The organism is Kitasatospora humi (assembly GCF_020907985.1).
GTDB classification, from domain to species: Bacteria; Actinomycetota; Actinomycetes; order Streptomycetales; family Streptomycetaceae; genus Kitasatospora; species Kitasatospora humi.
In genome coordinates this window covers 1-17,032 of record NZ_JAJJPA010000090.1, presented here as the reverse complement: position 1 = coordinate 17,032, position 17,032 = coordinate 1, and the positions used below count along the sequence as shown (strand labels likewise).

Sequence of the window (17,032 nt, the reverse complement as noted above, 5' to 3'; positions counted from 1 at the left end):
ATCCAGGTTTCCACCTAATTCATGACACTCCCCTATGCCTGACCAGCGGAAACGCACCCGTCACTATCGGAAAGACAACGGCTTCTAAAGGCTGTTTTGGTGTTTTCCCAGTTCAGGGTGGTTTTGGCTTGCGGTCGTGGGTGTGTTTCCAGCTTCAGTGGCGGGGTTCATTGGACGGCCTGGGACCGTTTTGGCGGTGTTCTCAGCGAGTGTGCGGTGTTCTCGTCCGGGTGCTGGGATCTGCTGGTGGTGGACGTCCCGGGGGGTGCGGTACCGGGCCGGTGGTGGTCTGGTGTGCCGTGTTCTCGGTGAGTCTGGTGTGTTCTCATTCGGTGTGTGGCCACGGGTGGGTGTGCCCGTGGACAAGGTCAGTGCCCGCGGGGGCGGTGGTGGGTTTCGGCTTGGTGGTCCAGTCGCACGGCGTCCAGGCCGGCTTTGGTGAGGCGTTCGGTGCCGTCGAGGATGGCGGTTTGGGCGGCTTCGCGGATGAGGCGGGTGAGGCTGCCGATGCGTCCTGCGGTGCGTTGGTGAAGATACGGCGCGTGGCGGGGGAGTGTGCCGGGGCGGTGGTGTTGGAGGTCGAGTGCGGCTTCGAGGTCGGTCACGAGGTCGGTGAAGGGCCGGCGGGTGCCGAGGCGGGCGGGGAGGGAGCCGGTTTCGATAAGGGAGGCGCGGGCGGCGAGTTGGGCACCACGAACGCCGGTGAACAGCGCGGTGGTGGTGACGTCGATGCCGGCGTAGACGAACGTGGCGCCGATTTGCTCGGTCAGGTCCTTCAAGAGGTTGGCGGTTTCGGCGCCGGTGGTGGTGCGGGGGTTGAGGCGGTGGATCTCGTCGATCAGCACCAGGCGGACCCCGACGGTGTTGTAGGTGTGGGTGACGGCCTGCATCAGCTGGGCCTGGGTCATGCGGGTGGTGGTGGGGATGCCGAGGTAGCGGGCGAACTGGGCGGTGAGGGTCTTGGCGCTGGCCCCGGCGGGGACGAGCACGTAGGCGACTGGTACGACGGGGTGGGCGTTGCCCGGCACGCTCGGGTGTTGGCGGTGGTGGGCGAGGTGGCAGGCACGGCCGACTTCGAGCAGCGCGGTGGTCTTGCCCGTGGCGGCGGGGCCGGTGAGGATCAGGCTCGGGCGGGCGGTGGTGCGCTGATACCTGCCGAGCAGCATCAGCCGCCGGACGCTGAGCGCGAGGGAGTCGATCGCGGGGGTGCGCACGGTCACGAACTGCGAGTAGTACGCCAGGCGTTCCTCCACGCCACGTTCGGGCCCTCCGGGGGCCGGTGGTGCGGGCGCGGGCGCGGTGGCGAACCGGGCGAAGCCGTGCCAGGTATCCACCGCGTACGGCGACGGCGCCTCCCCGGTCCCCGCCGGCCGGGCCGGGCCGCCCGCGTCCGGCGATGCCGCGGCGGCTGCCAGTCCGGCGCCCGGCACAGCCATGAGGGGGCCGGGGAGGGCCGGGGTGTGCGCCTGGTGGGTGTTCACCACAGTTCGGCTTCCGTGTGCGCGTCCCACAGGCCGAGGCCGGTGTAGGGCGGGGCGGGGGAGCGGCGGTCCGGGTCGGTGTCGTCGTCCCAGCCGTCGTCGTCGGGGTCTTCCACGTCTTCCACGTCCTGCTCCTGGTCGGTCCGGTTCCCTTGGCGAGGTTCGCCCCAGCGGTCCTCGCCGTTGTCGCCATTGTCGTCGGCGCCTGCGTCGCTCTCGGCGTCGTCGGGCCATGGGTCGTCTGGGTCGAAGCCGTACTCGGTGTCGTCGGGGTCGAAGAGGCTGTCCGCGTCGTCGTCGGGACCGTCGCTGTCCGGGCCGCCTGTGGGAACAGTGCCTGTGCCATCTCGGGTGCGGGCGGGAGTGCTCGGGTGGCTGCCGGCGGCGGGTGGCCGTGCCCAGGACCGCGGCGCGTTCGTCCGCTGCGCCCCGACCGTGGCGGTCTCGGCGGTCTCGGCAGTACCACCAGGTGCGGGCGAGCTGCTGGTTGTGTGCGGTGCGGGCCCCATGCCGGTGCGGGGGCTTGGTGCGGGGTGGGGGATGCGGGCGGGCATGGCACGGGTGAGGACGGCTTGCTCGGTGCGGGTAGCAGCTCCGGAGGTGGCGCGGCGTTGGAGGTCGTCCAGGGCGTGGGCGAGGTCGGCTTCGCGGTGGTCCGGGCTGTGGGAGCGGTGGGTGAAGGTGGTGCGCAGGTGGTGCCAGGTGCGGTCGTCGAAGGGCTGGTGGACGTGGTCGCGGTGGATCCATGGGATCTCCACCAGGTGATCGTGGCCGTGGCGGCGGATCCAGATCTGGCGCAGGTCGTGGGGGTTGTGGTGGACCTCCCACCGCCCGCCCCGGGCACTGATGGTCGAGGGTTGGCCGAGCCAGGGGCCGAGCAGTTCGGCGTCGTAGGTGCGCTGCTCGAGTCGGATCCCGTGGTCATGGACCGCAAGCCAGCGCACTGGCAGCAGTTCGAGGTAGTCCCGGCCGGTGAAGGGGAGGGGGACGTGGCCGGCGACGGCGACCAGCGCGTCCCACATCTGCATCGGCGTCAACTGCACCTTGGGCAGGGCCGGGTGGCGCAGGCCCTGGTGGGGGGCGGTGGTGCCAGTGGACGAGCCATTCGTCGAGGATGTCCTGCAGTTGGGGGACGCTGTAGCAGGCGTGCTTCTCGACGTCGCGGCCGCGCTGGGTGACGTTCGGTCCGGTGTAGCCGGGCACGTGCTGCCACAGCAGGGTGTTGAGGGAGCCGAAGGTCCTCTCGACGATGCCCTTGGCGGTGGGGGTGTGGGGCGGGGCGGGCTGGACGCTGATGCCCAGGGTGCGGCAGGCGGCGGTGAACGTCTCAGACAGGTAGACCTTCCCGCGGTCCACCACGATCGTCTCCGGCACCACGACGGGGCGGGCCGCGGCCTGGGCCAGGCGCTCGTCGGCGGCGATCAGCGCATCCCGGTGCAGCAGGGGCGAGCGGTCGAAGCGAGCGTCGGGCCAGGATGGTCGGGCGGGGTGCGGGGTGGCCATCTCTGCGAGCAGCAGCGCCGCGTCGACGGCCTTGGTGCTGTGCGGGCGCAGGACGGCGGCGAGGATGGCGCGGGTGGCGACGTCGATGGCGATCGTCAGCTCCGGACGGCCCAGGGTGCCGTCGTCGAAGACCGCGAGGACGTCGAGGCGGGTGGTGTCGATCTGGACCTGCTCGCCCAGGCGCAGCGCCACGGTCGGGGTGAACGCCCGCCCTTCCCGGGGCCCGGGGACGCCGTCTCCGCGGCCGTGGATGTCCTCGCGCGGGTCGGTGAGGGCGGCGACCAGTCGGTAGAAGGTTGCCTGCGAGCACGTCGCCACCTCCTCGCCGTGGCGCTCGGCAAGGATCCTTGCCGCCACCGGGAACAGGGCCTTGACCGTGCCCTTGGAACGGCCGCGTCGGCGCCGGATCGCCTCCTTCACCGCGTCCACCACCCGCTCGTCGGTGCGCCCGGCCGGCACCGAAGTGCGGGTGGTGCGGTGGTCCACCAGCCCCCACAGGCCGTGCTTGCGGTAGTCGAGGCGCATCTTCTGCACCGTGGTGCGGGACACTTTCTTGAAGCCGATCGCGGTGAGCTCCTCGGCCTTGGCCTGTTCCCGCTGCGCGAGCGTGTACCGGGCGGGGTCGTAGCGCTCGTTGACCACGTAGCCCGCGGTGGCGCCGTCGGGATGCCCGGTCTCCACCTCCCGGATGTGCCGCAGCCACGCCAGAGCGCGCTCCTGGGCCGCGGCGGGCGCGGTCTCGAACAGGCCCCACTGCGGCGCCGCGTCCGCGACCGGTCCCTGCCCGGAACCGGCCAGGGCGAAGGAAGGATCCGCGAACAGGTAGCCGGCCAGTACCACCGTGTCCTGCTCGCCGCCGGCGGCCAGATGGACCCGCTGCCCGGACAGCGCCACCACCTGCCAGCGCACGCCCCGGAAGTCGACGTGCCCGCCGATCCCCACCACCGGCCGCCCGCCCTGACGCGCCACCTTGCTCACCGTTCCTCGCCCTCCACCCGGCGCGAATTCGCGCTACCGTCTGTGCCCCGCACCGACGACTCGTCCCCCGCGCCCCCACCCGGCCCGCGCCCGGAGCCCGCGTGCCTGGCGGGAACACCGGCCGGTCCGACCGGGACCCGTTCGTGCAGCGGGACGTCGAGAGGCGCCGTCAGATCACCGCGCCACAGGGCGTGGAGGACCACGGGCATGACCTCGACCGGGTCGCCGACCGCCTCCACGCCCTCGATCATTGGCCTTGGCGCGGCGAACGCCTGCAGGACCGCGGCCATCAGACCGGGCCGGCCCTGGTTGCGCGGATGCCGGTAACCGGCCAGCCACCTCAGATTCGCCCCCAGCACCGGCTCCAGCGGCTCCAGACGCCGGTAACGCCACCCGACCTCCTCACACGCCGCCGCCACCGCAGCACCAGCCCGCTGCGCCCGCTCGCCGCCCGCCTCCATGTGGCTGGGGCAGTCGGCCAGCAACGCGGTGCCGTCCGCGTAGCGGGCGAACAGCTGCGGCACCCACGAGCGCACCATGCCCCGCCCGTCGCGCCACACCAGCCGGACCGGCCGCCCCGCCAACCCTGTCACCTGCGGGTCGCGGTCCAGGACCATCAGCTGGGCGCGCATCGCGTTCGACCCGGCCACCACGTGCCTTCCGGCCATCCCCGACCACCACAGCCCAGGTCCCCACCGTCGTCCCGGCGGCACCGGGAACGCCGAGACCGGGTCCAGGTCCTCGAAGGCCACGGCCAACGCGGCGTCCGCCCACCGCTGCTGCACCTCCCGCCCGAACGGGTCGAGGAACACGGCCTCGAACCCCGCCCGCCGGTCCACGTCCACCTCGCTTGATGACCCACCCCGCCGACCCGGGCCACCAGCAGCGCCTGCACTGTTCATGCCGCTCACGGTTCTCAGCCAACCCGCCACACACGCCCCCGCGGACGGCTTTCCCCGTTCCCGCCCCACCCCGTGACCCAGTGCGGTAGAGCACTCCACGCCCACCCACGTTCTCACCCGAGCCCACACCCCACCGGCCGAGCCCAAGCCCGGCACGCCCACACCAGCGCTGCTCCACACCCGGCCCGCATGTGGGACCCACCGAGGCGCCCCCATCAACCCGCCGAACCCTCTACCGCACCGTCCCGCCACCGGCCCCGAGCACTTCGACGAGCGCGTCCGGTGACAGCCCCGCCCACGCGGCCACATCCTCGACCCGCACCCCAGCCTCCACCGCCGCCTGCACCACCTCCCGCAACGCCTCCCGCAACCGGCCGGCCGCAGAGCCGATCCCCTTCAACAGCCGCTCCGCCGCCTCCGCACTGCTGCCCCGCTGCGCCCCGCGCAACTGCAGCAGCTGCTCCTCGGCGTCGTCCAGCAAGGTGCCGATCAGCATCCGCTGCTCCGGCGCCACCGCCGAGCGCCACACCGTCCCCGACCCCGGCAGCCTCGCTTCCTTCGTCAGCGCCCGCAGCTGCGCGGCCATGCTCGGCGGCTGGAGTTCACGGCGTACCCACCACAGATCGTCCCGGTAACCGGGCGGCACGGCCACGCCGCGGCGCCGACGGATCACCGCGCCCATCCAGGCGATCAGCGGCCCGCCGAAGTCGACCGCGGCCAGCGGCCCCAACCACGGGCGCCCGACCCGCTCGCCCAGCCGCTGGCAGAACGCCCCGTCCGCCGGCAGCGCCCGGGGCCGCCCGGCCCCACCGTCGAGCCACACCAGCTCGGCCATCTCCGGATCCAGCAGCGCCCGCGCGACCTCCACCACCTCCGGGAAGACCGCCGCGTCCCGCGCCACCGCCCGCCACCGCCAAAAATCCCCACCCGCGTCTCCACCCGCCAGGGCGTGCAGCCGCGCCGGCCACACCCGCTCCTCCTGCCACCCCAACGCCACATCCCACCACCGGCACACCACCGCCCACGCCACACCGAACACCTCGCCGGGCCCCACACCCGCCCGCACCGCTCGCTGAGCCACCCGCGCCCACCGCCGCTGCGCCTGCGCCAACTCGGGCACGGCGCGCAGGTCCAGGAACTCCAACGCCTGGTCCGCGTCCGCGTCCAGCAGCCACTGCCCGTGCCGCACGCAGACCCGCTCCCACCGCTGCGCGTACCGCACCACCCGGGCCGGTGCTCCGGTCCGCCGGGCCGTGCATGAGCGGCACCCGAACGCAACCGGTCCCACTACCGCACCGCCCACCCGCCACACGGCCCGAGGACCGCCCCCGCCCGGTCCCGCGGTCAGCTTCTCGTCGTCCCGTCCCCACGCCGGCAACGCCCGCCCCAGCTCCTGCTCGCCGACCCCGCACAACCCGGCCAGCATCCGCCGCCCGGCTGCATCCAGCAGCATTTCGGCGTCCGCCCGCAGCGCACCGCCCTCGTGTCGGGGGCGGTGGCCGCGCCACTGCCACTGCGTCAGCACAGCAGTGTCGTCCAGGCCGTAGCGGGCAGCGACCCGTCCGACCAACGAGAAGGTCGTCTCCCTGGCGATCGGAGAGACACGGAAGACCACGGAAACCATGCGCACAGCCTCGCGGAGAACAGCAGAACCTGGAGGCAGTTCCACCTACCCGCCACCATCGACTTGGCGGCCAGCACAGCCAACGCCTGGCTCATGGCGGCCATTGCACCGACGTTCCGGTGCGGTCCTCCTCATGTCAGCGGGGGTGGTACTGCTGCCGCCAGCTGACGAGAGCGTCGTAGGCCTGCTTCGCGCGCTCGACGTCGCCGTCGAAGGCGCCAGCCTGGAGGAGCGGCCAGGCCGTGGTCGTATTTCCATGAGCTGTCGAGTATGACCCTCCCCCACGGCATCGCCCAGGAAGGGTGTGCGTCAATTGCGACCAGGGATGCGGGCAAGGGCGGTAGCTCCGAGTACGGCGCGAGGGTGCGGATGCCGGAGCGGCAGCATCGAACCCGCGCGATGGCAGTGGCCAGCTCTACGGTGTTCGTATGGCGCGCATTGAATGGACCCGGATGAGCGGGGACGAGATCGAAGAGCTCGTGGCGATCCTGGTGTCACGCGAGTACCCCGACAGCGAGCGGATCCGTCCCTCCCGAGGTGACGGCGGCATCGACCTCCTGGTCCCGCAAGCTGACGGCACATACTGGATCCTGCAGGTGAAGAAATTCGCCCAGAACCTGACAGCATCTCAGAAGACGCAGATCAAGAAGTCGCTGACTCGGCTCATCACCTTCAGCCGTGAGAACAGCCTCAAGGTGAGCAAGTGGGACCTCGTAACTCCACTCGACCCCACGAAGGAGAACCGGAAGTGGCTCCGGGGCCTGGCCGGCCCCCCCGAAGTCATCCCAGGCTGGAAGGGAATCCAGTTCGTCGACGGACTCGCCGCCAAGTTCCCCGAAGTCGTCGACTACTACTGCCAGGACGGTGCTGACCGCCTCGCCGCAGCAACCCGGGACTTCATGACCCTGTTGCACAGCGGCGGCGACAGGCCCCTATGTGCTGCGGACGCCACGGCCACCCTGAAAGCTCTGGCCAGTCGGATCAACGACCACGATCCGCACTACTCCTACGACCTTCACGTCACTACCCAGGAGATGCCGTACTCCTCGATCAACGAGGACATGCTTGTGGCGGCCCGACAGGAGCAGCTGGCTTCGGACGTATTCGTGACGATCGCTGTCCGGGCACGGTTCAACGACGCCCCATTGGTTCGAGAGATTCCCCTCCAGGTGAGCTTCACTGTTCCTCCGGACAGTGGGCTCAGGGAGCAGGTCGAAAGCTTCATCAACTTCGGCACTGAGCTCGTCGTGGAGTCGGGTGTTGCGCTGACGATGGACCTGCCTGGCGGACTCTCTCCCGAGCCGTTCACCAACGGCGGAGTTCGAATAACTGCACAGCGCCAACCCCTGCAGAGCCCGCACGAAGTCCGGCTGGTCGTCACAGACCCGGACGGTGACGAGTTGGCGTCCGTTCCGGTGGTGTTCGACTCGGTCACACGAGGCATGAACTCTGCATCAAGCGGCCAGATGCACGGCGCAGATACTCTGGGCGTGATCGATGTGACGCTTAAGCTCGACTTTCTGAAGCAAACGATGGTGTTCTCGATCTCGCTTCGGGAGACAACCGGTAGGCGGCTGGAGGACCTGCTACCGGCCTTTCAGCTGAGGGCACACTGGGGACACCCGAACCGGATGGCCATGGTCAACCCCTACCAGCCAGCTCCCGTGCAGTGGATCCCGATCGATCTGCCGATTGAAGAGGGAACGCTGCCGTTGTTGAAGGTCGTCGAGGCACTGCTGGAGATCCAGCGGGCTCGGGGGCGCGCGATCCGCATGCCTTCCATCATGGGCGAGCCGGTCGCCATGATCGAGCCATGGGTGGAGGCCGGACGCCTCCTCAGGGGCGAAGAGATCCATGGGACGTGGGACTCGATCTCGCTGACCGTCTCCGAGGATCTGCCGCCGGAGCTACAGACCATGATCACCGGAGCGGTGGTCATGCACACCCCGCTGATCGTGGAGATCGCGGGGGAGAGGATCGAACTCGGCACCAAGCAGGTGTGCCTGGCCTCTGCCCGTCTCACTGCTCCCGCTGTCCCGGGCCAGTCGGCCGTGCTGGAGCCAGCAGATGACGACACCGCCGTTATCCGCCTGGTGCCTCCCACCGGGGCCAGCGAGGCTCGCGGACCGGGAGTCGGCTGACCGGACGGTGCACTGGTGGCGCCGGGCCTGGCCCGGTCACACCCGGCCCGGGTACCCGCCGGTCGCCCTGGTCGTCACCGACGCCGGGCCGGTCGCGCTGGCCAACCGGCAGCAGGCCGTCGCGGACCTGTCCGCCGACTGCTGGCGCGGCCGGTGGCGCAGGGAGGTCCGCGACTACAACGACGACGGGTGGCGCGAGTACGACGACGCCGTGCCCATCGTGGCGACCACCCTGGAGTTGCTGGCCGAGCACGGGCCGCTCGGGCCGGTGTGGTGGCGCTTCGGCCGCTCCGGCCGGCACCCCCTCACCGAGGCGCTGGAGAACCCGAACAACCGGGCCGCCTATGACCTGCGCCAGGCCGCCCGCGAGGACGAGCAGCAACGGATCCACCAGGAGCTGATGGACACCCTGGTCTGCATCGACTGCGGCGACGTTCCCGAGGAGGAGAGCACCTGGGAGTACGGCCGCCAGGGACAGGTGGAGTGGACCCGCCGCCGGGGTAGCCGTTGCTGGTCCTGCCACCAGGACCACGAGGAGCGCCTGGAACGGGAGGCCCAGGAGCGGCTGGAGGCGGCCCGCGCTGCGAACGCGAAGCTGCGCCCGTGCTGGACGTGCCGGGGATCGATCGGCGGGAAGGAGAACTCGAAGCTGGAGCTGACCGAGAAGGCCGGCCCCGACCGGCTGGAGTGCCCGCAGTGCGTTGCCGACCGGGAGGCGAAGAAACTGGGGCCGCTGGTGCTGCCCGCCCCGACCAAGCGCGAGCAGGTCGCCGCGCTGCTCTCCGCCCCGGACGATCCGTGGTGGGACGTGCGGGTGCTGCACGCCAAGCTCTACCCGGTGAAGGACCGCGCCGCGTGAGTGCCGACCCCCGCGAGGCTGTCGTGGGGGTTGTCGCGACCCCTTGCCGCGTTGGGGTGCTGTCGTGCCCTGTGACCTGCGCGGATAGACGCTTACCCCCGTGCCTGGCCGCGGCGCGACAGCTGCGCGCGACAGCAGCCATCGGCGCGACCGAACCCCACGGACCGCGCCGCGCGTCCCGCGCCGCGCGTCCCGCGCCGCGCGTCCCGCGCCGCGCGTCCCGCGCCGCGCGAGACGGTGCGCTCCTCGTCGCGCGAAGCGGTGACTGCGCGTGCACCGACTCCGGGTGCCACCGCCCCCACGCTCCCAGGCTCTCCAGCTGTCGCCACCGGCGGCCGGGCTTCGGACGCTGGTGGCCTGCGCGCTGGTATCGCAGCACTGCCACGGCCGCATGGACCCAGGCCTGCTGTGGCCGGGCACTGCACCAGAGCGGCCTCGCGCGTTGCCCACAAGCTTGCATCAAGAACCAGTCCACGGGCAGAAACCGAAATAGTTGTCTGGTGAAGGCCGATCGCTTGGGACACCGGCTCGCCAGCCGCCGAGACCGAGGCTACGCTTCGGCAGAGGGGGCCTACAGAAGCGTGAGTGGCCATCAACTCCGCTTCTGGCAGGTGGAGATGACGTAGCATTGGGGGAACTGTGGCCTGGGCAATGAACGACAACTATGCCTCGCTCATTATTTCGCTTGATGCCGCGATCTTACTCGTGGGAACCGTTCAGTACGCCACTCTGATGAAGAGAGCATTCACCTCGATGGAGGTCGAACTCCGCCGCTTCATCGACCGCAATCGGGATCTGTTTGGAGAGGCGCCGGAAAGTCAAGAAGAAAACCCGGAGCGGAACCGAGCCCTCAGACGGTTGCTGTTCCAGGTGCTCTCAATCCCGCGCTCTCCAGCTGTGATACTCCCTTTCCTCGCTTCGGTCACGTGGCTCGTGATCTGCTGGGAGTTGCTCGGAGTCGTGATCGGAGTCTTGCGTTGGCAGGGGACTGAGAATCACGGTCCCGATCCGGAGTTGGTGCAAGTCTCATACGGAGTCACTGTGGTCGCTGTCATCATTCTCACGTTGGAGGGGATCTTCCGCGTCTTCGTAGAGACATTCAGGAAGATTAATGCCATAAGAAGGGAGTCCACCTCGCCTAGTGTCCAAGTACAGGCGAGCACCCAGACTCCTGCTGGCGAGTCGTAACACGGTCCGGCGGCGTGACCGGACCGGCGGCCAGCTCGATTCTCGAGCTGGACCGGATTGGTCGGGTGGGCGCATGCCGATCTCCGGCCATTGGCGCAGCGAAGGGCCGGCGCGGAGGTGTGGCCCCGTGGGTGGCGCCATGGTGCCGGGCGGCTCTCTGCGCATCCCGACCGTCCGCCGAGTGCAACGCGAGGTGCAACGCGCTGCCGTGCGAGAGGCTCGTGTTGCACCCCTGACCTGGAACTTTGTCTCTCCTGGCGGGCGGCCGGGTCGTGTTGCAGTGGCCGCGTTGCACCCTGAACAGCCCGGCCCGGCCGCCCGCCTACTCCCAGCGCATCCCGAGTTCGGTGAGGCGTTCGGTGCGGGTGGTGGGGATGTCGGCGCGCCGGCTGCGGCTGTTGGCGATGAACAGGCCCAGGCTGATCTGCGCCGTGGTGCCGTCGTCCAGCTCCAGGGTCTCCTTGTGCTTGCGGGGGACATTCAGGTGGCCCTCACGGGCCCGGTACTGCGCGGCGGCGGCCAGGTTGCGCCGCTCCTTCTCGATTCCGAGGACGTGCTCCAGCGCCCACTGCTGGGCCGGGCTGAGCTTGTCCCAGCCGACCTGCTGCGCGCGGCCCCATCCGGCGAGGTCTTCGCCCTGGACGACGACGCTGCCCGGCTCGGCATCGGCGAGCGTGCCGCCGTCCTTGACGTGGCGCCAGGCCAGGGCGAAGCAGCGCTGCCACTCCACCGACCAGGCCGGGCACCACGCCGGGTCGATCGCGTCCAGCGCCGCCTTCCGGTCGGCGCTCAGCGCCCCGGTCCAGTCCAGCCCGGTCTCGCCGGCCTCGGCCCGGCGCTCCAGGGCTTCGGTGCGCCGCTGCGCGGTGCGCAGGTTCTTCATGATGGTCCCGACCGGGCGCCCGCCCCAGACCGCCTCGGCCGGCGGGCAGGCGTGGCCGTGCTCGGCCGCGTACCCGGCGACCGCGGTGAGGTTGTCGGTGAAGGCGGTGTCGAACGCGGACCACACCATCCCGAGCTCGTCCAGCTCCTGGACGCGCTCCGGGTCGAGGACGTCGGCGGCCTTGTAGCGGCGCTGGTCGGCCACCCACCCCCCGAGCCGGTGCCCGGACGGCGCGACATAGGCGTACGGCACCTTCACGTCCCCGAACTTCTCCCGGTACGCGAGCAGCTCCTCCAAGCCCCGCCGGAACTCCGCCCGCTCCGGCTCCAGCACCCGGGTGCGGATGAACGCCGCGATCACCGCCGGGTCGCGCTGGGTGGAGAACTGGAGCAGCTGCGCCTCCCCGGCCGCCGAGCGGCGCTCCTGCGGCTCCCCGGCGTGCTTGGGCTCCCTCGGGGGGCGGGCCTCGGACTGCGGCAGGCGCTGATGACGTGCTCGCACTGGAACGTGCGGGTGACCGTCCCGGCCGGCTGGAACCACGTCGGCCTCCTCCCGGCCCCGGTCACCGGTGACCGGGCCTGGGTCTACCCGTCCGAGCCCGGCACCACCTTCACGACGTGGGCGGGCGGCGCGGAGGTCCACCTGGCGCTGTCCAACCACCTGATGCCGTGGAAGGTCGAGGTCCTCGGCGGGCTGCTCTTCGACAACGGCAAGCCGCTGGACGAGTGGGGCAAGCGCCTCAAGGCCGCGTGGGCGGACCTGACCAACCTGTCGAAGCTGCACGGCGACGAGCGCCAGCGCACCGCCGCCTACCTCCCTTCCCGGGCCGTTCGGTCGGTGCTGCTGTTCGGCCTCGGCGGCTTCGCCCAGCGCCCGCGCCTGGTCTCCGGCACCACCCCGCTCGGCGAGGCGCTCCCGGCCGGGGTCGAGATCCTGGGCCAAGACGACCAGGTGGTGACGTGGCAGCGGCAGGCCGGCTTCTCCCGCGATCCCTACGCCCACCCCGAGTGGGCCGCGTACGTGTGGTCGGGGGCCCGGGCGGCGCTGCTGGACATGAAGTACCGGCAGGGCAAGGAGGTCATCGGCCACGCCGGCGCCCTGCACGCGAAGCCCGGCACGGTCGTGTACTTCGGCACCGACGGCATCGCGCTGACCGAGCGCCAGCCCTGGCCCTACCGGGGCGAGGTCGGCGACTACCTCCTCAAGGGCCACCTCACCGGCCCGGTGGAGCACCCGACCAGCCAGGAGCAGTACCTCAAGCTGCGCGGCCTGGGCCGCGCCGAACTCGCCGAGAAGGGAGCTGACCAGTGAGCCCGGCCGACCCGAACAACCCGAACGAGGCCGCTCGCCTGACGCAGGAGCTGCTGGACCGGGGCTACAGCAAGCGGCAGGTCGCCAAGATGCTCGGCCGCGACACGAGCCTGGTCTCGCAGTTCTTCACCAAGGGCAAGGGCAAGGCGTTCGTCGGTGCACTGCGCCAGGTCGTCCGGGCGGTGCGGGGCGGCGAGCGCGACACCGAGGCGCTCGGCGCCGTCGCCCAGGAGAACGTGGAGCGGCGCCGCACCAAGACCGGGCAGAAGGCCCGGGTGCGGGGCAAGGACGTCGTCGGCGAGGCGGGCGGCTCGATGGCCGGCCGGGCGGGCAAGCAGGCCATCAAGTCCGGCGCGAGCCACCTCGCCCCGGTGGTGCACGAGACCGGACAGGCCGGCGGGCGCCTCGCCTTCACTGTCCGGATGAAGGCCAACCAGTACACGATGTCGGCCGGCTCCACCGAGGACTCCCCGGGTCTGCGTCGCGGCTTCATCCCGCGCGCGGACGGCACCGAGGAGCGCACCTACGGCTCCGCGTCCACGGGCGGGTTCGACGCCGCCGAGTGGTCCCAGCGGGTCGCCGACCACCACGGCGATGTCACCGAGGCGATGCGGGCCTGGCTGGTGGAGACCGGCCGCGCCGTCGAGGACGCCGACATCGCCTACCTGGAAGTCCGCGGCTGGGTGCCCGATTAGCAGACAGAGCAACTTTCGTGAAGTTCGGGAGATTTCAGCGAGAGTTGGCTAACCTGAGGAAAACGACTGAAAGGGGGCCACCCATGGCGGAGCCCACTGGCACACCTCGTGCTCTTCGCGTCAGCTTCGAGTTCGAGGTGCCGCAAGGCCTGAAGAAGAACATCCACGGTGCCAAGATCCATGCGGCACTCGACACCATCGCGGGCCGAGTCATCGGCATGGCCGAGGGCCTGTTCCCGTGGGCCAGCCGGGTCACGGTCCGCAAGCAGTGGGTCTACAACTGGACGGACGAAACCGAGGTTCACGACCTGCCGGCCAGCGACGCCAACACCCCCGAGTAGCTGGACGAGTGGGCGCCCCACAGCGGGCGCCCATTTTCGTCCCCGACGCCGGCCATCCCGCACAGCAGATCTCCGGCACCGTCCGATACCTGAAGGAGAACCGCCACGTGGAGACCACCACAGCCGTCGCCGCCGGGCAGGATGTGCCGGCCGCGTTCCGCGCCAGCCAGCAGGTCCCGGCGCAGCCGTCCGGCACCGCCGTGAACCCGCTGCCGCTGCACTGGTTCCAGAAGGACGCTGTGGCGGCCGCGGTGCGCGAGGTGAAGGACGGCGGCCGCGCCACGGTGGTGGCCGCGACCGGCTCCGGCAAGACTCTCATCGCGGCCGGCTGCGCGCGCCGTCTGGCAGCGAAGGGCCGGGTGCTGGTGCTGGTGCCGACGATCGAGTTGCTGGAGCAGACCGCCGAAGCGTGGTCGCTGCGGGGCGGCCGCCGGGGCCTGGCGGTGGCGGCGTGTTCGCGGGAGGAGGCGCTGGAGAGTGCGGAGGCCGGCGGCCGTGTGTACGCCCAGGTGACCACCCAGGCCCCGCGGATCACCGACCTGGTCAACGCGCCCCCGACAACCAGCCGGTCACCGTGTACGCCACCTACGCGAGCCTGGAGCGCATCGTCCAGGCCCACCGGCAATTCGGCCTGCCGGTCTGGGACCTGGTGGTCGTCGACGAGGCGCACCGTACCGCAGGCGCCGAAGGGAAGGCGTGGGCCGCGATCCACGACGACGCCAAGGTCCCCGCCGCACGTCGGCTGTACCTCACCGCCACGCCCAGGATCGCGGACGACCGGCGGGCGAAGGACGGCCTGGCCGACCTCGCGGACGCAGACGGCCAGGCGCTGCCCGTGCTCTGCTCCATGGACTCGGAGGAGATCTACGGCAAGGTCTGCTTCACATGGACCCTCGGGCAGGGGATCGAGCACGGCTACCTCGCCGACTACCGCGTGCTCGTGCCGGTGGTGACGGACGAGGACCTGCGCGAGCTGCTCAACCTCCCGGCCGTCGCCGACCTGCGCTCCCAGGCGCGCAGCCGGTCGCCGACCTCGGCCTGCGCCGCGTGATCACGTTCCACTCCCGGGTCAGTGCGGCGCGGGAGTTCGCGGGCACCCTGCTGGAGGCCTCGGAGCTGCTGGAGGACGCGGAGCGCCCGGAGCGGATCTGGGCGAAGGCGGTGGCCGGCACCGACCGGCTCAAGGACCGCCGGGCCGCATTCGCGGACTTCAAGGCCCACACCGGGGAGGACGGCGAGGAGTGCGGCATCCTCTGCAACAGCCGGCTCCTGACGGAGGGCATCGACGTCGCCGCCGTGGACGCCATCTGCTTCGCGGACCCGAAGTCGAGCGTCATCGACATCGTCCAGGCCGTCGGCCGCGCTCTGCGCCAGTCCTACCGCGAGGGCAAGGTCAGCTGGGTCATCATCCCGGTGTACCTGCCGACGCCGGAGGTCGGCGACGACACCGCCACCGCGCACCCGGCCGAGATCCACGACGCCGGCGAGGCCGTGAAGGCCGAGGCCGACGCCGAGATCGAGGCCAGCTCCTTCCGCACGATCTGGCGGGTCCTGCGGGCCCTGGCCGCGCACGACGCCCGGGTGGTCGGCCGGATCACCGAGCTGCGCGCCAGCCGTTCCCAGGGCGCCGCGCACACCACCACGACCACGGCGGCTCCCGAGGCCGAGACCACTGAGACGGCTGGCGAGGGGGAGCAGTCGCCAGCGGCGGTGGAGTCGCCGATCGAGTGGCTGAAGATCAACGCCCGCCATCACGCGGCACAGATCCTCCAGACCGTGAAGCTGCGGGCGTTCAATCCGCGGGCGGTCGAGTGGCAGCGGATGCACGCTGTCGCCGCCAGGTTCCACATCGAGCACGGTCACCTCGACCCCACCGACAAGACCCGCCACGCGGAGCTGGTCTCCTGGCTCACCCGCCAGCGCCACCTCAACGGACAGGGCCTGCTCGACGCCGCCCGCGTCTCGGAGTTGGACGCGCTCGGCATGATCTGGTCGAAGAACGCCAACGCCTGGGAACGCGGCTACGCCTACGCGAAGGCCTTCCACCATCAGCACGGCCACCTCGCCATCCCCGCCACGGCGAAGCTCGACGACTACGCGGTGGGCGCGTGGATGCGCCGCCAGCGCAAGGCCGCGGGCCTCACCACCGATCAGGTCGCCAAGCTCGACGCCCTGGATGAGCTGTGGCGTCTGGAGCCGGACTGGAACCGCTCCTACCGCCGCCTGCTCGCCTACCTCGCCGCTGGCGGAACCCTGGACGGCCCGGCCAACCGCACCGGCCTGGCTGACGACCCGTCGTTTCGCCCGGGTGCGTGGCTGCGCAAGCAGGACAAGGCCCGCACCGACGGCAAGCTGACCGACCTGCAGACCGCGCTCTTGGCGGCCCTGCACGCCGAAGCAGCCAGTAGCTGACCGGTGCCATACGCCCGCCGGCCTAGCCTCGCAGTGAGGCCGGCGGCGATTGCGAGGAGTCAGTCCGCCTGACGTTTCCGCTGATCCTTTCAAGTTGGCCGGTTGGACTTCCAGGTGGCGAACAGGCCGAGGCCGACACTGGTGACTACGCAGGCGTTCGTGCCAGCGATGACGTAGACCGTGGTCGCGACGGCTATGAGGCACACCAGAGCGATCAGGTCGAGAAGCCGGGTAGGTGGGGCCGGCTGCGCCGAAAGGGCGTGTTCGCCTTCCAATGGGGAGGTGGAGCTCATCGCGGCGGTGTCAGGAGCTGGCGGTGACGGCTGGGTGTGAGTCATGTCCATCAGCTCAGCGCGGAGGAGCGCCGTTGTCGCCTGCCACGAAGAGGCCCGGCACTCGTCGATTCCTGGCGGACACGGACGTAACGGAGCGGATTTTAGTGGTGGCCTCGGCTATCCGCTGAACTTCGCCTCTTTTCGGTGCTGTTCGGTCCTACTGCCTTTACCCTGGGGCTTCGACAACTTTGGGCGGGGAAGTCGTGAGTGAGCCGCAGAGCGTTGATGCAGCCGTGCCAGTCGAGGACTCGACGTACGAGCAGCGGCTAGATGCCCTCGCTGCTGACCTGCGGGACCTTCGGATCAGCCGCGGAAACCCGACGCTTGCTGAAATCAGCTCTCGAACCAACCGCGGCCGTCGATCGTTGTCGACCTCCGC

General features: G+C 70.8%; 15 protein-coding genes and 1 pseudogene. 9 read left to right on the top strand and 7 right to left on the bottom strand.

Going from position 1 to position 17,032, the window contains the following annotated elements; genetic code table 11:
• Positions 1 to 368: 368 nt before the first annotated feature.
• From LN042_RS35590 to LN042_RS35570, 5 genes are all read right to left on the bottom strand, one after another.
• Positions 369 to 1,334, bottom strand: a complete 966-nt coding sequence (locus tag LN042_RS35590) for a TniB family NTP-binding protein (RefSeq protein ID WP_230055608.1) — start codon at positions 1,332 to 1,334, stop codon at positions 369 to 371.
• A 143-nt stretch (positions 1,335 to 1,477) separates the two neighbouring features.
• Positions 1,478 to 2,509, bottom strand: a complete 1,032-nt coding sequence (locus tag LN042_RS35585) for a Mu transposase C-terminal domain-containing protein (RefSeq protein ID WP_230055607.1) — start codon at positions 2,507 to 2,509, stop codon at positions 1,478 to 1,480.
• Entirely contained in the window at positions 2,403 to 3,962 is a 1,560-nt protein-coding gene (locus LN042_RS35580; RefSeq protein ID WP_230055606.1) for a TnsB C-terminal domain-containing protein, read from the bottom strand. Before LN042_RS35580 ends, LN042_RS35585 begins: the two co-directional genes overlap by 107 nt.
• The gene (locus LN042_RS35575) at positions 3,959 to 4,864 is read right to left on the bottom strand and encodes a TnsA-like heteromeric transposase endonuclease subunit (RefSeq protein WP_230055605.1); all 906 of its coding nucleotides are present in this window, start codon (positions 4,862 to 4,864) and stop codon (positions 3,959 to 3,961) included. Before LN042_RS35575 ends, LN042_RS35580 begins: the two co-directional genes overlap by 4 nt.
• Before the next feature lie 232 nt (positions 4,865 to 5,096).
• The gene (locus LN042_RS35570; protein WP_230055604.1) at positions 5,097 to 6,488 is read right to left on the bottom strand and encodes a DNA-binding protein; all 1,392 of its coding nucleotides are present in this window, start codon (positions 6,486 to 6,488) and stop codon (positions 5,097 to 5,099) included.
• Between the two features lie 428 nt (positions 6,489 to 6,916).
• Between LN042_RS35570 and LN042_RS35565 the strand changes: the two genes are divergently transcribed.
• The 3 genes from LN042_RS35565 to LN042_RS35555 all read left to right on the top strand — a co-directional run bounded on the left by LN042_RS35565 (position 6,917) and on the right by LN042_RS35555 (position 10,676).
• Positions 6,917 to 8,629 carry a hypothetical protein gene (locus tag LN042_RS35565; RefSeq protein ID WP_230055603.1) on the top strand — a complete coding sequence of 571 codons (1,713 nt, stop codon included), beginning with the start codon at positions 6,917 to 6,919 and terminating at the stop codon, positions 8,627 to 8,629.
• A gap of 7 nt (positions 8,630 to 8,636) precedes the next feature.
• The gene (locus LN042_RS35560) at positions 8,637 to 9,488 is read left to right on the top strand and encodes a hypothetical protein (RefSeq protein ID WP_230055602.1); all 852 of its coding nucleotides are present in this window, start codon (positions 8,637 to 8,639) and stop codon (positions 9,486 to 9,488) included.
• Positions 9,489 to 10,139: 651 nt separating this feature from the next.
• Positions 10,140 to 10,676 carry a hypothetical protein gene (locus LN042_RS35555; protein WP_230055601.1) on the top strand — a complete coding sequence of 179 codons (537 nt, stop codon included), beginning with the start codon at positions 10,140 to 10,142 and terminating at the stop codon, positions 10,674 to 10,676.
• 322 nt (positions 10,677 to 10,998) lie between these two features.
• On the opposite strand, the gene LN042_RS35550 is transcribed toward LN042_RS35555, so the two are convergent.
• Positions 10,999 to 12,060: a helicase associated domain-containing protein gene (locus LN042_RS35550; protein WP_230055600.1), complete on the bottom strand. Its 1,062-nt coding sequence runs from the start codon at positions 12,058 to 12,060 to the stop codon at positions 10,999 to 11,001.
• On the opposite strand from LN042_RS35550, the gene LN042_RS35545 reads away from it, so the two are divergent.
• The 6 genes and pseudogenes from LN042_RS35545 to LN042_RS35520 all read left to right on the top strand — a co-directional run bounded on the left by LN042_RS35545 (position 12,046) and on the right by LN042_RS35520 (position 16,318).
• Positions 12,046 to 12,870 (top strand): hypothetical protein, encoded by an 825-nt coding sequence (locus LN042_RS35545; RefSeq protein WP_230055599.1) that lies wholly within the window; start codon positions 12,046 to 12,048, stop codon positions 12,868 to 12,870. The two genes, LN042_RS35550 and LN042_RS35545, sit on opposite strands and share 15 nt — an antisense overlap.
• Positions 12,867 to 13,565, top strand: a complete 699-nt coding sequence (locus LN042_RS35540; RefSeq protein WP_230055598.1) for a helix-turn-helix domain containing protein — start codon at positions 12,867 to 12,869, stop codon at positions 13,563 to 13,565. The genes LN042_RS35545 and LN042_RS35540 overlap by 4 nt, the downstream gene beginning before the upstream one ends.
• Before the next feature lie 83 nt (positions 13,566 to 13,648).
• Positions 13,649 to 13,906, top strand: coding sequence for a hypothetical protein (locus LN042_RS35535; protein ID WP_230055597.1), 258 nt, complete (start codon positions 13,649 to 13,651; stop codon positions 13,904 to 13,906).
• Positions 13,804 to 14,355, top strand: a pseudogene (locus LN042_RS37920) (DEAD/DEAH box helicase); the annotation flags it as partial. The gene LN042_RS35535 and the pseudogene LN042_RS37920, both read left to right, overlap by 103 nt.
• Positions 14,356 to 14,480: 125 nt before the next feature.
• Positions 14,481 to 14,957: a DEAD/DEAH box helicase family protein gene (locus LN042_RS37550; RefSeq protein ID WP_230055596.1), complete on the top strand. Its 477-nt coding sequence runs from the start codon at positions 14,481 to 14,483 to the stop codon at positions 14,955 to 14,957.
• Entirely contained in the window at positions 14,954 to 16,318 is a 1,365-nt protein-coding gene (locus LN042_RS35520; RefSeq protein ID WP_230055595.1) for a helicase associated domain-containing protein, read from the top strand. Before LN042_RS37550 ends, LN042_RS35520 begins: the two co-directional genes overlap by 4 nt.
• Positions 16,319 to 16,407: 89 nt before the next feature.
• On the opposite strand, the gene LN042_RS35515 is transcribed toward LN042_RS35520, so the two are convergent.
• Complete coding sequence (locus LN042_RS35515; protein ID WP_230055594.1) at positions 16,408 to 16,611, bottom strand: hypothetical protein; 204 nt, start codon at positions 16,609 to 16,611, stop codon at positions 16,408 to 16,410.
• Positions 16,612 to 17,032: the final 421 nt, after the last annotated feature.

Bases quoted from the DNA above. Each gene is read 5' to 3' on its own strand.
- LN042_RS35585 (WP_230055607.1), bottom strand. From the start codon at position 2,509: ATGCAGATGTGGGACGCGCTGGTCGCCGTCGCCGGCCACGTCCCCCTC.
- LN042_RS35575 (WP_230055605.1), bottom strand. From the start codon at position 4,864: ATGAACAGTGCAGGCGCTGCTGGTGGCCCGGGTCGGCGGGGTGGGTCA.
- LN042_RS35570 (WP_230055604.1), bottom strand. From the start codon at position 6,488: ATGGTTTCCGTGGTCTTCCGTGTCTCTCCGATCGCCAGGGAGACGACC.
- LN042_RS35565 (WP_230055603.1), top strand. From the start codon at position 6,917: ATGGCGCGCATTGAATGGACCCGGATGAGCGGGGACGAGATCGAAGAG.
- LN042_RS35555 (WP_230055601.1), top strand. From the start codon at position 10,140: ATGAACGACAACTATGCCTCGCTCATTATTTCGCTTGATGCCGCGATC.
- LN042_RS35545 (WP_230055599.1), top strand. From the start codon at position 12,046: ATGACGTGCTCGCACTGGAACGTGCGGGTGACCGTCCCGGCCGGCTGG.
- LN042_RS35535 (WP_230055597.1), top strand. From the start codon at position 13,649: ATGGCGGAGCCCACTGGCACACCTCGTGCTCTTCGCGTCAGCTTCGAG.
- LN042_RS35515 (WP_230055594.1), bottom strand. From the start codon at position 16,611: ATGAGCTCCACCTCCCCATTGGAAGGCGAACACGCCCTTTCGGCGCAG.